The sequence below is a fragment of the Lentzea sokolovensis genome, assembly GCF_033949975.1.
Lineage (GTDB): Bacteria > Actinomycetota > Actinomycetes > Mycobacteriales > Pseudonocardiaceae > Lentzea > Lentzea sokolovensis.
Genome location: NZ_JAXAVU010000001.1, coordinates 1 through 14,007 on the forward strand (window position 1 = coordinate 1; position 14,007 = coordinate 14,007).

Annotated in this window: 16 protein-coding genes; 10 read left to right on the plus strand and 6 right to left on the minus strand. The window is 67.0% G+C overall.

Annotation, left to right across the window (positions count from 1 at the left end; genetic code table 11):
- Nucleotides 1–513 (minus strand): MFS transporter (locus tag SK854_RS00005; RefSeq protein ID WP_319972910.1); only part of this gene is annotated, 513 nt, incomplete at its 3' end.
- 40 nt (nucleotides 514–553) lie between these two features.
- Nucleotides 554–1,885, minus strand: a complete 1,332-nt coding sequence (locus SK854_RS00010; protein ID WP_030476182.1) for an FAD-dependent oxidoreductase — start codon at nucleotides 1,883–1,885, stop codon at nucleotides 554–556.
- A 97-nt stretch (nucleotides 1,886–1,982) separates the two neighbouring features.
- Between SK854_RS00010 and SK854_RS00015 the strand changes: the two genes are divergently transcribed.
- The 7 genes from SK854_RS00015 to SK854_RS00045 all read left to right on the plus strand — a co-directional run bounded on the left by SK854_RS00015 (nucleotide 1,983) and on the right by SK854_RS00045 (nucleotide 6,997).
- On the plus strand, nucleotides 1,983–2,819 hold the full coding sequence (locus tag SK854_RS00015) for a helix-turn-helix domain-containing GNAT family N-acetyltransferase (protein WP_030476183.1): 837 nt from the start codon (nucleotides 1,983–1,985) through the stop codon (nucleotides 2,817–2,819).
- Between the two features lie 58 nt (nucleotides 2,820–2,877).
- Nucleotides 2,878–3,903, plus strand: coding sequence for a flavin-containing monooxygenase (locus tag SK854_RS00020; RefSeq protein WP_030476184.1), 1,026 nt, complete (start codon nucleotides 2,878–2,880; stop codon nucleotides 3,901–3,903).
- 260 nt (nucleotides 3,904–4,163) lie between these two features.
- Nucleotides 4,164–4,370 carry a hypothetical protein gene (locus SK854_RS00025; RefSeq protein ID WP_157512891.1) on the plus strand — a complete coding sequence of 69 codons (207 nt, stop codon included), beginning with the start codon at nucleotides 4,164–4,166 and terminating at the stop codon, nucleotides 4,368–4,370.
- A 78-nt stretch (nucleotides 4,371–4,448) separates the two neighbouring features.
- Nucleotides 4,449–5,192 (plus strand): thioredoxin family protein, encoded by a 744-nt coding sequence (locus SK854_RS00030; protein WP_211257712.1) that lies wholly within the window; start codon nucleotides 4,449–4,451, stop codon nucleotides 5,190–5,192.
- A 13-nt stretch (nucleotides 5,193–5,205) separates the two neighbouring features.
- The gene (locus tag SK854_RS00035) at nucleotides 5,206–5,622 is read left to right on the plus strand and encodes a MerR family transcriptional regulator (protein WP_030476185.1); all 417 of its coding nucleotides are present in this window, start codon (nucleotides 5,206–5,208) and stop codon (nucleotides 5,620–5,622) included.
- Entirely contained in the window at nucleotides 5,619–5,924 is a 306-nt protein-coding gene (locus tag SK854_RS00040; protein WP_030476186.1) for a hypothetical protein, read from the plus strand. The genes SK854_RS00035 and SK854_RS00040 overlap by 4 nt, the downstream gene beginning before the upstream one ends.
- 86 nt (nucleotides 5,925–6,010) lie before the next feature.
- Nucleotides 6,011–6,997, plus strand: coding sequence for an arsenic resistance protein (locus tag SK854_RS00045; RefSeq protein WP_030476187.1), 987 nt, complete (start codon nucleotides 6,011–6,013; stop codon nucleotides 6,995–6,997).
- A gap of 276 nt (nucleotides 6,998–7,273) precedes the next feature.
- On the opposite strand, the gene SK854_RS00050 is transcribed toward SK854_RS00045, so the two are convergent.
- Together SK854_RS00050 and SK854_RS00055 are read right to left on the minus strand one after the other, a co-directional pair.
- The gene (locus SK854_RS00050) at nucleotides 7,274–7,942 is read right to left on the minus strand and encodes a nucleotidyltransferase family protein (RefSeq protein WP_319972911.1); all 669 of its coding nucleotides are present in this window, start codon (nucleotides 7,940–7,942) and stop codon (nucleotides 7,274–7,276) included.
- Nucleotides 7,909–8,079: a hypothetical protein gene (locus tag SK854_RS00055; RefSeq protein ID WP_159460421.1), complete on the minus strand. Its 171-nt coding sequence runs from the start codon at nucleotides 8,077–8,079 to the stop codon at nucleotides 7,909–7,911. Before SK854_RS00055 ends, SK854_RS00050 begins: the two co-directional genes overlap by 34 nt.
- A gap of 122 nt (nucleotides 8,080–8,201) precedes the next feature.
- Here SK854_RS00055 and SK854_RS00060 point away from each other — a divergent pair, with 122 nt between their 5' ends.
- The 3 genes from SK854_RS00060 (at nucleotide 8,202) to SK854_RS00070 (ending at nucleotide 11,484) form a co-directional block, all read left to right on the plus strand.
- A complete protein-coding gene (locus SK854_RS00060) occupies nucleotides 8,202–10,208 on the plus strand; it encodes a HelD family protein (RefSeq protein WP_245815872.1) in 2,007 nt (668 codons plus the stop codon).
- A gap of 126 nt (nucleotides 10,209–10,334) precedes the next feature.
- Nucleotides 10,335–11,162: an ADP-ribosylglycohydrolase family protein gene (locus SK854_RS00065; protein ID WP_245815873.1), complete on the plus strand. Its 828-nt coding sequence runs from the start codon at nucleotides 10,335–10,337 to the stop codon at nucleotides 11,160–11,162.
- 37 nt (nucleotides 11,163–11,199) lie between these two features.
- Nucleotides 11,200–11,484 carry a hypothetical protein gene (locus SK854_RS00070; RefSeq protein ID WP_030476190.1) on the plus strand — a complete coding sequence of 95 codons (285 nt, stop codon included), beginning with the start codon at nucleotides 11,200–11,202 and terminating at the stop codon, nucleotides 11,482–11,484.
- 112 nt (nucleotides 11,485–11,596) lie between these two features.
- Here SK854_RS00070 and SK854_RS00075 read toward each other — a convergent pair whose 3' ends face one another.
- Nucleotides 11,597–12,661, minus strand: a complete 1,065-nt coding sequence (locus SK854_RS00075; protein ID WP_276326660.1) for an acyltransferase family protein — start codon at nucleotides 12,659–12,661, stop codon at nucleotides 11,597–11,599.
- A gap of 59 nt (nucleotides 12,662–12,720) precedes the next feature.
- Nucleotides 12,721–13,998, minus strand: a complete 1,278-nt coding sequence (locus tag SK854_RS00080; protein WP_319973692.1) for an MFS transporter — start codon at nucleotides 13,996–13,998, stop codon at nucleotides 12,721–12,723.
- Nucleotides 13,999–14,007: the final 9 nt, after the last annotated feature.

The following is a 14,007-nucleotide window of genomic DNA, read 5'->3' on the forward strand; positions in this document are numbered from 1 at the left end:
CGGAACCGTGGTGACAGCCAGGATTCCGGCCAGCACCAGGTACGTTCCGCGCCAGTCCAGATGTGTGTTCAGCACGGCGGTCAGTGGCGCGAACACCGTGCTGGCCAGCCCGGCCACCAACGTGAGCGCGGTCAGCGCCGACACCCGCCTCGGCCCGAACCAGCGGGTCAGTGCCGCGAACGCGGGGGCGTAGAACACCCCGGCCATCGCGACTCCGATCAGCAACCATGCCGCCGTGAACCACGCCAACGACTGCGCGGTGGCCACCATGACGAGTGCGGGTACCGCGATGATCGAACCGGTGGTCATGATGGCGCGAGGACCACGACGATCGAGCAGCTTGCCCACCGGCACGCCGACGATCCCTGCCACGATCTGACTCGCCGAGAAACCCGCGGTGATCGCGGCCAACGACCACCCCGTCCGCGCGCCGATCGTCGGCAGCAGCACGGGGAACGCGTAGTAGAGAATCCCCCAGCTGATGATCTCGGTGCTGCACAACACGATCAGCACGCGACGCAGCCCGCCGTCAACGCCGGGCCGCGTCGTTGTTTCAGCGTGCACTGGCAGTGAGCCCGATCGTCAGCTCGCCGTGCTCCGGTGAGCCGCAGCAGCCACCCTCGTTCTTCTGTTCCTCGGGCGCGTCGAACACGCCAGCTCCGCCGCACACCCCGGTCTCGGGCAGCACGAGCTCGACGCGCCCGGCGGCCTCGTGGTCGCCGGCGATCGCCGCGACGACGGACCGCGCCTGCTCGTAGCCCGTCAGCGACAGGAACGTCGGCGCCCGGCCGTAGCTCTTCATGCCGACCAGGTAGACGCCTGGTTCCGGGTGGCGCAGCTCGTTCTCACCGTGCGGGTAGACGGTGCCGCACGAGTGGACGTTCGGGTCGATCAGCGGCGCGAGCTTCGTCGGCGCCTGCAGCACCGGGTCCAGGTCGAGGCGAACCTCCGACAGCCACGACAGGTCTGGCCGGAACCCGGTCAGCACCACGACCTCGTCGATGTCCTCGACCTGGTGGCCGTCGAACGACTCCAGCGTGAGGCTGCCGTTCGTCGTACGTTCGAGTGCCGCCGTGCGGAACCCGGTGGCGGTCTCGATGTGACCGGCTTCCACAGCCTTCTTGGCTCGCAAGCCCAACGCACCGCGCGCCGGCAGCTGGTCGGCCTCCCCGCCACCGAAAGCGTTGCCAACGGCGCCACGGCGCAATAGCCACACGATCTTCGTGCCGGGCTCCTGCTCCGCGAGTTCCGCCAGCACCACCAACGCGGTCAGCGCCGAGCGCCCGCTACCGGCAACCGCGATCCGCTTGCCCGCGTAGCGAGCGCGTTCGGCCACGAGGTCCGGCACCCGGTAGGCGATCTTCTCGGCCGCCGCCTTCTCCCCCACCGCTGGAAGGCCGTCTCCGCCCAGCGGGTTCGGCGAGCTGTAAGTGCCGGAAGCGTCGATCACCGCACGAGCCGAGATCCGCTCCTCGCCATCCGCAGTCTGCACGTGCACCGTCAGCGGCTCGTCCTCGCGCCCAGCGTCAACGATCCGGTCCCGCCCACGCCGAGCCACCCCAACCACGCGCGTGCCGAGTCGCACCCGGTCACCGAGCACCTCGGCCAGCGGCTGCAGGTAGCTCTCCACCCACTCCCCACCGCTCGGGTAGGCGTCACCGTCCGGCCGCACCCAGCCGGCTTCCTTCAACAGGCGCTCGGCAGCGGGATCAACGAGCTCGCTCCACTGCGAGAACAGCCGGACGTAGTTCCACTGCGACACGGCTGCACCGGCACGATCGCCCGCCTCCAGCACGAGCACCCGCTCGCCCCGTTCCACCAAGTTCGCCGCCGCGGACAAACCCGCAGGTCCGGCACCCACCACGACGACTGGCAACTCGCTCACCGCACACCCCTTGTATCGACACATTTCGAATCAACACTGGGACTCTATCGACCCCTATCGATTGACGCAACCATCGATTTGCGTCGATACTTCACCCATGACGACCACAGCGGCCACGCCGGCCGTGCTGCCGACCGACGACGCCGCGACCTACGCGGACTGGTTCGCGTGTCTCGCCGAACCGACCCGCGTTCGCCTGCTGCACGCCGTCGCCACCGCGGCACGGTCGATGACCGTCGGCGAACTGACGGAGCTGCTCGGCATCAGCCAGTCCACCTGCTCACACCACCTGCGCAAGCTGGTCGAGGTCGGGTTCCTGCGGCAGCACAAGGAAGGCACCGCCACACATATCAGCGTGAATCCTTCATGCTGCACCGGCCTGCCCCACGCCGCGGACGTCGTCATGGGCGTACTCGCACCACGCCCGTGCTGCCCAGCCAACCTCCCGGCAGACGTGCTGGTCCGTCCGCTGGAGGTTGCGGACTGGAACGCCGTGCGCCGCATCTACAGCGAGGGCATCGCCACCGGCGACGCGACCTTCGAAACCGAGGTGCCCCTGCGCAGGGCACTCGACGCCAAGTGGCTGCCAGACCACCGCTGGATCGCCGAGATCGACGGCGAGGTCGCAGGCTGGGCTGCCGCGACCGCGGTGTCCACACGGGACTGCTACGCAGGCGTCGCCGAGACGTCCGTCTACGTGGGCGCGGACTTCCGTGGCCGAGGCGTCGGCAAGGCCTTGGTGCACAAGCAAGTCAGCGCCGCCGACGACGCTGGCCTGTGGACGTTGCAGACCTCGATCTTCCCCGAGAACCGCGCCAGTCTCGCGCTGCACCACTCCATGGGCTTCCGCACCCTCGGCGTCCGCGAACGCATCGCGCAACACCACGGCGTGTGGCGCGACACCGTTTTCCTCGAACGCCGCACAGCCAACTAACACGCCATCTGACCGCTCATCCGTCGCCGTGCTCGGCGACGGCTACTTCGAGGTGCCCATGAACAGCCACGACGCCATCGTCATCGGCGCCGGCCAGTCCGGCCTCGCCGCAGCCCATGCCCTTGTCACACAAGGCCTACGGCCACTCGTACTCGAAGCCGGCGACGAACCCGTCGGCTCCTGGCCGCACTACTACGACAGCCTGACCTTGTTCTCGCCAGCCAGATACAGCGCCCTGCCAGGCCTGAAGTTCCCCGGCGATCCCGAGCGCTACCCGCGCCGCGACGAAGTCGTCGACTACCTCCGCACCTACGCCGCACACCTCAACACCGACATCCGCACCGGCCAACGCGTCACAGGGGTGACACGCGACAACGGCTTCCGAGTCACCACGACCGACGGCACCAGCTTCACCGCACCCATCGTCATCGCCGCCACCGGCGGCTTCGGCAACCCACACCGGCCCGCACTGCCCGGCCTCGACACCTTCCCCGGCACCGTCCTGCACGCCGCGCAGTACCACTCGCCCGAGCCGTTCGACGGCCAGCGCGTCATCGTGGTCGGCGCCGGCAACTCCGCGGTTCAGATCGCGGCAGAGCTCGCCGAGCACGCCCACGTCACTCTCGCGACCCGCAGACCGGTGAAGTTCTCCGCCCAACGCCCGTTCGGCCGCGACCTGCACTTCTGGCTCGACCGCACCCGCCTCGACCACCTGCCGATCGGCCCCTGGCTGCCCGACGGCTTCACCACGCCGGTTCTGGACACCGGCGTCTACCGCGCCGCCCTTGAACGACACCGCCCGGACCGCCGCCCGATGTTCACCGCCCTGGAAGGCTCGAAGGGCATCTGGCCGAATGAGCAGCGCGAACATGTCGACGCGATCATCCTGGCCACGGGCTACCGCCCCGACCTGCCGTACCTCCGCGGAGTCGGCACCGAGCACGACCGAGGTGTGTCCCGCCGGCATCCGGGTCTTGGCTTCGTCGGACTGGAATGGCAGCGCAGTCTCTCGTCGGCGACCCTGCGAGGCGTCGGCCGCGACGCCGCCCACGTGGCGCGCCGCCTGCTGAAGGGAGTTAGCTGAGCGAGAGCTGGTTCCGGTGGAAGTCGAAGTGCTGCACAGGAAAGCGGTACGGGTCCGCCACCGTCATGAACTCGCGGAAGCACCGCCCGGCGAGGCATGACGCTGCCACCAAGCCAAGAACCGGCGAAGTTGACGACGTCGAACGGCCTCGTACCCGCGTTGAGCCGTCGCGCCCACGCCGAACCGGCCCATCGCGGCACGCTCGCGACGATCCGGACCAATACCAGCAACGCGCGCATGATCAGGAAGCGGAGCAGCATGTGGAACAGCAGCTGGCGGTCGTTCCAGCGCGTGCCGTTCGAACGGCACCGCAACTGCTCGGCGACGGCACCGTCGAGCAATTGGCGGAACGTGTCGCGTGCTCGGTTGAGGTCCTCGTGAACTGCCTGCTTGTCCACGTTGCCACTGTGCGCCTCGCAGCTCAGTTCCACGAACGGCATCGAAGCGACCCCGTCAACGTGACATAGGTCTCCTTGAATCCTGTACCTAGGTATCGGCTTAGCGTTGTGTTGTTGGCCCTGGTCGGACCTCCGGAGGTAGGGGATATGGCGATCGAAGTCACCGATGCGACGTTCGAGCAGGAGGTCGGGCTGTCGCAGCAACCGGTGGTGATGGAGTTCTATGCGACGTGGTGCGGAAACTGCCGGAGGATCGCGCCGGTTCTCGACGAGCTGGCCGTCGAGTTCACGACGCGCGTACAGCTGGTGAAGGTCAACGCGGACGAGAACCCGGAGCTGGTGTCCCGGTTCGCGGTGACCTCGACCCCCACGTTGTTCGCGATGGCAGGTGTCCGGCAGGTGGCGTCCACGGTTGGCGCACAACCGACACCGATCTTGCGCGCCCTGTTCGAGTCCGCCGCCGATACCACCAGTAGCGGGACCGTCTCGGGATGCGGATGCGGACCAACCTGCGGATCAGGTTCCAGCGAGATCGCCAAAAGGGGAACCGACCTGATCAGCGGATGGGCGCCCGCGGAAGCCTGCACGTTGCCAACCGCTGATCAACCGGCGCGACTCGCCGAGTTCGATCGGCTGTTCTCCTCGTCGCTGCGCGAAGTACGCCGCGAGGAGCCAGGCTGGCTCCGCCTGCGTCTACACGGCGGTGCGGAGGTGGAGGCCACCGCACGGGACCTGACCGCACGAGAGGCCGAGTGCTGCTCGTTCTTCCGCTTCACAGTCAGTCGCACCGGCGACGAGGTGCTCGTCGACGTACGGGTGCCTGCGGACAAGGAAGTCGTGCTCGACGGCCTCGCCGCCCAAGCCGAGACAGCGCTGGCCGCACGGGTATGAGGAGTGAACAACGATGAGGTCTGGAGAACTGGCCGCGGCGGCCGGCGTGAACGTACAGACGCTGCGGTACTACGAACGGCGAGGTCTGCTGCCAGAACCAGACCGCTCACTCGGCGGGCACCGAGACTACGACGAGGACGCCGTCGCCCTGCTGCGAGTCGTCAAGGCGGCCCAGCGGCTCGGCTTCACCCTCGACGAGGTCGCTGAACTCATCGACACGGGCAGGCAACGCCACCCGTCTCCAGACCTCCAGGTCCGGGCACGCGCCAAGCTCGAAGAGGTCGACCGGCGGATGGAAGACCTCAACAAGATCCGCGAAGGCCTAGTCCGAGTCATCGACGCCCGCTGCGACAGCCTGACCAACTGCACCTGCCCGGACTGCCCCATCCCGTTCATCGCGCTCACCACCGTCACGAAAGGTCTCACATGAGCACCCCGGCAACCCCCGGTTCCGACTCCGTCCTCCCCGTTCACGTCGACCAGCACGAACAGGCCGGTCCGCCGAAACGAAGCAAAGTGGTCGCGTTCCTCGCCGCGATCGCCTGCGTCGGCTGCTGCGCATTGCCATTGCTGGTCCCGCTCGGCCTGCTCGGCGGCGCGGGCGTCGCCGCGGCCACGACCGGCTTGCTCGTCGTCTCAGCCGTCCTGTTCGGACTCGCCGGCCTGCTGTGGTTCCTCCACCACCGCCAGAAGTCCAAGCACTCCTGCGCTCAGGGCAACTGCTCGTGCTGACCATCACGTGACCGCGTCCGTCCATCAACGGAGAGCGTCGGGAAAGATGAACTACCGCAAGTGACACATGGTCGAAGGGCAGCTTGATGCAGGGCACACGCGACCTGGTCTCGCAGATGGAGCGCCACCAGGTCCCGATCTACGTCGGCGCCATCGCGGCCGGCATCCTCGTCGGCCTCCTCGCCCCAGGCGCCGGACCAGGCCTCGAAACCGCGATCAACCCGGTCCTCGGCGTCCTGCTCTACGTGACCTTCCTGCAAGTCCCGGCACGCGAACTGCTGCGATCACTACGCGCGGGCCGCTTCCTGGCCGCGGCCCTGGTCGTGAACTTCGTCGTCGTGCCCCTCGTCGTCGCGGCCATGTTCGGCTTCCTGCCCTCCGACGACGCGGTGCGAATCGGCGTGCTGCTCGTGCTGCTCACACCATGCGTGGACTACGTGATCGTGTTCAGCGGTCTTGCCGGCGGCAGCAGCGAGCGTCTCCTCGCCGCGACGCCGCTGCTGCTCATCGCCCAGATGCTGCTGCTACCGCTGTTCCTGCTGCTGTTCCTGGGCTCCGATCTCGCGAACATCGTCGAACTCGGCCCGTTCCTCGAAGCGTTCCTCGTGCTGATCGTGATCCCGCTCGCGCTGGCCTGGGCGACCCAGGCATGGGCGGCACGGCACCCTTCCGGAGTCACCTTCTCCAACAAGGCCAGCACCACCATGGTGCCGCTCATGGTCGCCACGCTGCTGGTGGTCGTCGCCTCGCAGATCCCCAAGCTCGGAGACGACGTCAGCGCCGTCTTCGGCGTGATCCCGTTCTACGTGGTGTTCCTCGTAGTGATGGCCGTCCTCGGCCTTGCCGTCGCACGCGTGTTCCGGCTCCGCACCCAGGACGGCCGCGCCATCGTGTTCACCGGCGCCACCCGCAACTCGCTGGTGGTGCTGCCACTCGCACTCGCACTGCCCGACGCCTTCGGGGTCGCGGGCATCGTGATTGTGACCCAAACCCTCGTCGAGGTCGTCGGCATGGTCATCTACGTCCGCGTCATCCCCAAGCTCATACCCGGACATAGCAAACCTTCGCCTTGAGTTTGGCCCCAAGAACAGCTCGACTCGTCGACGGCCTAGTCGAGCGCAAGCCCTCGGTGACTGAAGCCCACACGGCAGTTCGTCTCCCTGCCTTGGCCGTCCGGGGATCCGTTTCCGAGCCCTGTTCGCCGATGACACAAGCGCCTTGATGCGTTCGCAAAAGAGAGGCACGCAGCTGCTCATCACCGCCGCAATCGTCAACTCACAGCCGTGGCTGGACACCCGCAACCGGGTGACTCAGCTCAGTAGACACGAGGGCCGTCTCCGGTGCCGCGATCATTGATCGAACAGCATCCGAATCGGACTCAAGCAGATCGGGCGAACCCGAGTTGGGCTGCTGTCGTTCTGAAGTCGTTGCCGCAGTTCGGCGTACGCATCAGCGCGGGCGAGGTCTTTGGGCCGTGGCGGATCCGGAACGCGTTTGAGCACCTCGCGGGGATCGCACACCCACACCGGAGTCCCGGCCAGTTCCAGTTCGGTGGCGCCCGTCCGCAAGTGGGCGTACGTGCCGGTGAGCTCCGGTGGCACGTCGAGCATGCCCAGGCGCGTGACGAACAGATGATCCAACTGCTCCAGTGTCACCGGTTCCGGCTGCCAGCTACGGCATTGTGCTTCTGTGAGCCCGTTGCGCCAGCTCGGGTCGTAGGCGGGCACCGCTTCCAGTTCCACCAGCAGGTCCGCGATGCGCTGGAGGTTGTCCGGGGCCGGCGACGGCACGACGTCGAGATCGTTGGGCTGCACGTCCGCGCCGTAGACGGCTAGAACGACGGATCCGCTCATCACCCAGTCGACGTTGTGGCGATGCAGCGCCTCGAGCATAGCTCGCAGACGCAGCCGTGGACGGTCTCGTGGATCAAGCACAGAGCGACAGTAGCGATCCGTTTCCTCCAGGTGCAGCGCCGCACGACAACTCAGGTCGACCGCCTGCGTTGTCGTGCCTGCCACTCTTTCTCGGCGTCGCGCAAGATCTCGGCCGCGGCATCGCCAAGATCGCGCACAGCTCCGCCGCCTGCCAGGAACACCTGCAGCGGAGATCGTTCGGGAGTGGGCGTGGGGCCGAGGTCGTCACGAGGATCAGTCATTCATTCTACTCTAACGTGAGGGTAGACTCCGTGCGACCTGGAACCCGGAGATGGCCTTGACCGACGAGCACATTCGAGATGACGAACAAGAGCGGGAGCATCTGGAGGCGACAGTTCGCCTGTTGAGAGCGGAACTGGACCTGCTGAATAACTCCATCGACAAGTCCGCCAGGACGATCAAGGACCAGAAGGAGCACATGTGGGCGTACTGGCGGGATATGGACAGCGCGGAGAAGGCCGGCTTCCGCACTGAAATCAACATGTCGGTCCTTCAGGGCGAGCACGCGGTGCTGCGGCGGCAGCGCATAGAGCGCCTGCTCGAGTCTCCGTACTTCGGGCGTGTCGACTTTCGCCGGGTCGAGGACGCGACGACCAGGGCCTACTACATCGGTGTGCACAACCTCTCCGCGCCCGACACTCAGGATGTCGTTGTCCACGACTGGCGGGCCCCCGTGTCGAGTCTCTACTACGACTTCGAGTCCGGGGACGCGTCGTTCGCGGCGCCGAAGGGCATCGTGCACGGTGAGATCACCGGCAAACGGCAGTACAAGATCCAGGGCGGGCGCCTGGAGTACATGTTCGAAAGCGCGCTGAACATCGGTGACGACGTTCTGCAGCGCGAACTGGGCCGGTCGGCCGACGACAAGATGAAGAACATCGTCGCGACCATCCAGCGCGAGCAGAACGCGGTGATTCGCAACGAAACCGCGAACGTGCTGATCCTGCAGGGCGTAGCTGGCTCCGGTAAGACGTCGATCGCTCTGCACAGGGTGGCGTTCCTGCTCTACCGGTTCAAGGACACCCTCTCATCGGACAACGTCATGATCCTGTCCCCCAACAGGGTTTTCGGCGACTACATCGCCAACGTGCTACCCGAACTGGGCGAAGAGCAGGTCAAAGAGATCCACTTTGACAAGATCGCGGAGAGGTTCCTCGCCAAGGTCACCGCATACGAGACGTTCAGCGAGCAGGTGGTGAAGCTGCTCGATCATGCTGACGAGGCTTCCGCCGAACGGATGCGCTACAAGGCCACGCCGGAGTTCGTCGCCCGCCTCGACGCCTGGATCACTTCGCGTACCGACGAAGAGTTCGAGGCCGCGGACATCGAGCTGAAAGGCACGCGGCTCACCGCCGAGTGGGTCGCGGACATGTTCCACGAGTCACCGGGTCTACCGGTCTTCACCCGGCTCGACCGCGTGGCGAACAGCGCTGTCCACCTGCTCAAGCACAAGGTTGTGGACAAGGGCGGGAAGTGGGCCGCCGCCGACACAGCGAACATTCGCAAGCAGGTCGGTTCCATGTTCCCGTACAAGGACGCATACGCGGTGTACAAGGCGTTCTACGACGATGCGGACCGCAAGGGTCTGTTCAAGCCGTTGGGGCGCAAGAGGATCGAGTACGCCGACGTCTTCCCGTTGATCTACACGATGATCAGGACGGCCAGGCAGGACACCTACGGCCACATTCGCCATCTGCTGATCGACGAGATGCAGGACTACATGCCCGTCCAGTACGCCGTGGTGCGTGAGCTGTTCTCCTGCAAGATGACGATCCTCGGTGACGCCAACCAGTCGGTGAACCCGTTCAGCTCCTCGTCGCTGCCGACGATCCGCAGCATGTTCCCGGAGGCCGACTGCCTGGAGCTGTGCAAGAGCTACCGTTCCACCACCGAGATCACCGAGTTCGCCCAGAAGATCTCCCGCAACGACAAGCTCGTCCCCATCGAGCGGCACGGACCGCCGCCTCAGGTCATCGCTTGCGCAGACCAGGCGGCACAGATCCTGAAGCTGATCAACGAGCACGAGAGCAGCGATCACCGCTCGCTCGGCATCATCTGCAAGACGGTCGATCAGGCGGAGAAGCTGTACGGCGCACTGTCGGAAGACGGCGTCGAGCTGACCTTCATCGACTACGACAGCACGGCCTTCGCCGGCGGCATCATCATCACGTCCGCGCACATCGCCAAGGGGCTGGAGTTCGACGAGGTGATCGTCCCGGGCGTGGATGACACGAACTACGCCACCGAGATGGACAAGTGCATGCTCTACATCGCCTGCACCAGGGCCATGCACCACCTCCACCTGACCCACGAAGGGTCAGCCTCGCGTTTCCTGGAGTTCACCAGATGACATCAGAGCCTGTTGTCCCCAGCCACGACATGGCGTTCGGCCTGCTGGTCGGCGGCGCACTGGGCGACGCTTTGGGGGCCCCTTTCGAGGGCCGGGAGACGGTCGAACAGAGCGACTTGGACGCACATGAGGGGGGCGGCCACCCGCCTGACTCATACCGATGACACAGCACTGGCGCTGGTTCTTGCCGCCCACCTGGCGAGGCGCCGCGTCGAGCGTGGGCTTGATCGTGACGTGCTGGCCCTCGAGTTCGCGGCGGCGTGGCGAGCCGAGCCGTGGCGTGGATATGGCTCGGGTGCCGCACAGGTGCTCGGCCTGATCGGCGATGGGGCGTCGTGGCGCAGCGCGGCCCGCGCGACATTCGGAGGGCAAGGTTCCTACGGCAACGGCGCTGCCATGCGCGTGGCGCCGGTCGCGCTGGTGGCAAGCAGCGTGCATCACGCGGCCGAGTTGGGACGACAGAGCGCCGAGGTGACGCACGGACACGAGCACGGCCAGTTAGGTGCTGCGTGCCAAGCGGCAGCGGCGTACCTGGCACTGCACGGCGATCGGAGGCACCGGCTCGATGCCACCCGGTTCCTCCAGGATCTTGCCAGGGTGATCCGGTCCCGGCCGTGGCACGAGCGGTTCGACCGCATCAGCGAACTGATCCGGCACGACGCCTCGCCCGCACACGCGGCACGCGCTCTCGGCAACGACGTGTCCGCGTTGGGGTCGGTTCCCCTGGCGCTGCTGGCCTTCCTGACACGACCTGACGATGCGGCGGCGGCAATCCGCTTCGCGGTGCTCGGTGGGGGCGACGCCGACACCATCGCGTCCATGGCTGGAGCACTGGCAGGTGCTCGCAACGGTGCACAGGTGTTCTCCGAGTCCTGGATCACGCGGCTCGAAGCGGCTGAGCCGCTTTCCCGCCTGACGGATCAGATGGCCGGACCACTCCCGGCCCGGCCTTGACCGCGAACCCGCACCGGCCATCGCCCGGAGGAGGCGCATGCAGGTTCAGATGCCGCCAGGACGTGACGCAGTGCGCGCACTGGCCGCGGCCGACGGCCGCTTCCTGCTGTCGGAGAACGACTCGATGCGGATCACGGCCAGCGCTGTGCTGCCAGTCAACAGGGACGCTTTCGTGGTCACCGTGTCGAGCGACGGCCGGCGCACAGAGCTGATGTTGTGGTGGCGCAGACATGTCTTGGAACGGCATGAGGGCGAACCTGCCTTGATGTGCCGCCGCGCGCAGGCATGGACGGACGAGTTGGAGCAGGGCCGCGTCCCTTAGCAGCGGCCGGTGCGCAGACGCCGGATGCCTGTTCCGCACAACCGAAGACGCCGCGAGTCCGGGCAGGTGGCATTGCGGTCGAGGCAGCCGCACCGATGGACGTCGGTGCGCCTCATCGTGGACCGAACGAGGTCGGGTTCGGTGCCGGTATCGCGTCCGGCCAAGCGGTGGTGATCCACTTCGCCACCGGTCGTTCCACAGCACGGGTGAGCAACCAGCCGAGAGCGATCGAGGCGGCGACCATCGCAGCGCATTGGGTTGTCGGTGATGCTCCGGCTTGCTGCAGCTGGTACATCACGGTGTAGCCGATGCTGTGGTTGACCAGGTAGATGCCGTAGGAGATTCCGGCCAGCCAGATGAGCGGGCGCAAGGTGGGGTGTGACCAGTCCGGGCCGGTCGCGGCAGTGGCGATCAGGCCGCATGCCATGCCCAGTGCCAGGGATGAGGGCAGGTCCTCGGTGTGGAAGTGGTGTGCGCCCACGGCGGCGGGGATCAGCAGCAGGAGCGTGGGGCCGGCGCGGCCGGTGGCCCACAGCCACAGTGCCGCGCCTGCCGCGAACAGGTGCGTGCGATGTACTCCGAGGTCGCCGTGCAACGCCGCGAGCCTTCCGCTGTCGTCCAGTGGGAGCACGACCGCGCTGATCACGATCGGAGCGATGACGGCCGCCCACAACACCATCCGCAGGCGCCATCCGTTCCGGCTCCGCGTCCGCCACAGCACCGCCGCGGTGACGAACGCCAGCACCTGCAGCGGCACCGTCCAGTAGCTCGGGTCGACCAGGTCGAGCTCGGCTGACAGGCCGGGCGGCAGGACGAGCAGCGTGGCGACCAGGTCGTCGCCGTCGCGACCCAGGGCGTCAGGCCCGAACCATCGGGTCACGGCGTAGGTGATCACGGAAGCCACCGCGAACGGCGGCAACATGCGACCGAGACGGTTGCGCAGCAACAGCCACGCTCCCGACGAGCTCAGTGTCTGGCAGACGAAGTAGGCGGAGATCACCATCAGCGTGCTGGCGCCCACCTGGACGCTCATCTCGAAGGGCCGGGTACCCAGTTCGGGCATCAGCAGCGGACCACCCCACGTCGCATGTTGCAGGACGACCAGCAGGATCGCCACTGCCCGCAGAACATCCCAGCTGCTTCGCCGCGGTGTTGTTGGCCGGGCGCTACTTACCACGACGCTGCCGCGCAAAATAAGAAAATCCGGACATACCGCAACTCTACCCTGACGTTAGATTAGAGTTGCTTGGCGGCCGCCTCCATGGGTGCCGGCTCAATCGGGCGGACCGCAGGCGGCCGTACGAACAACGCGGCCACTCCGAGGACCAACGGCAGCGGCAGCGAGGCCAGGAGAGCCGGGGTGTAGCTGCCGGTGAGGTCGTGCAGGAGCGCGAACATCAGCGGCCCGAAAGCGGTGGCACCGACGTTGATCGCGGTCACGGTGCCGCGGATGCCGCCAAGGTGGAGGGTGCCGAAGTAGCGGGGGAACGTGGCCGCCTCCAGCGTGCGCATGCCACCGCTGCCGGCTCCCAGCAGCAGGCCGAACAGCACCGCGGAAAGACCTGGCGCAATTGCCGTACCTAGCAGGAGAGCACCGAGCAGCGCGGCCATGGACGCCGTCATCAGCACCCGGCTGTCGACTCGGTCGACGAGCAGCCCCATGACCAGCGTGGCGACGAGACTCGCCGCGGTCTGCGGCAGGAAGTTCGCCGCCGCCGCGGTCGCGGTGAGTCCACGTTCGGTGAGCAGGCTGACCTGATGGAAGTTGACCGCTGTGCCGAACAGGCCGCATGCGGAGATGCCACCGGTCACCACCCAGAAGAACGGAGTGCGCAGCGCCACGGCACGGGTCACTCCCCAGGCGATGTGTGGCGGCGAGCCGATGTCCCGCACGGTCCCGTCAGGACGCTGGCCGAGATCGGCTGGCCGGTCGCGCAGCGCGAACCACGCCACCGGCAGCACGACGACCAGCACCACCACGCCTTCGGCGAACCAGACGCGACGCCAGCCCCAATCCGCGATCAGCGTTTCCAGCAGGAGCGGTGCCGATGAGATGGCCGCCGCGCCGATCGCGCTCACCAGGCCGAGCGCGGTTCCCCGGCGACGTTCGAACCACAACGCCACGACAGTGGTGGCGGCCAGGCCCAGCGCGCCTTGACCTGCCATCCTGATCGCGACGAAGCCGATGGTCAGACCGACGATGGAACTGACCGCCGCCATCGCGCACAACGCGGCGCCGAACACCAGCCCGATCACCGCCAGGACGCGGCGGACACCGAAGCGGTCGAGCGCACGACCGGCCCACGGCATCGCGACGGCACCGGTGAGAGTGCCCACCAGGTACGCGGTGGACACTGCGGACCGGCTCAGGCCGAGATCGGAGATCATCGGGTCGACGAACATCGACACGGCGGCGGTCTGCCCAGGCGCTGTGAGCGCGACGAGCAGCGTCGACCAGCCGACGACGTGCCAGCCGTAGAAGCCGGACGGCGTGAGCGAGCGGAATGAGATCAGGACTTCTCC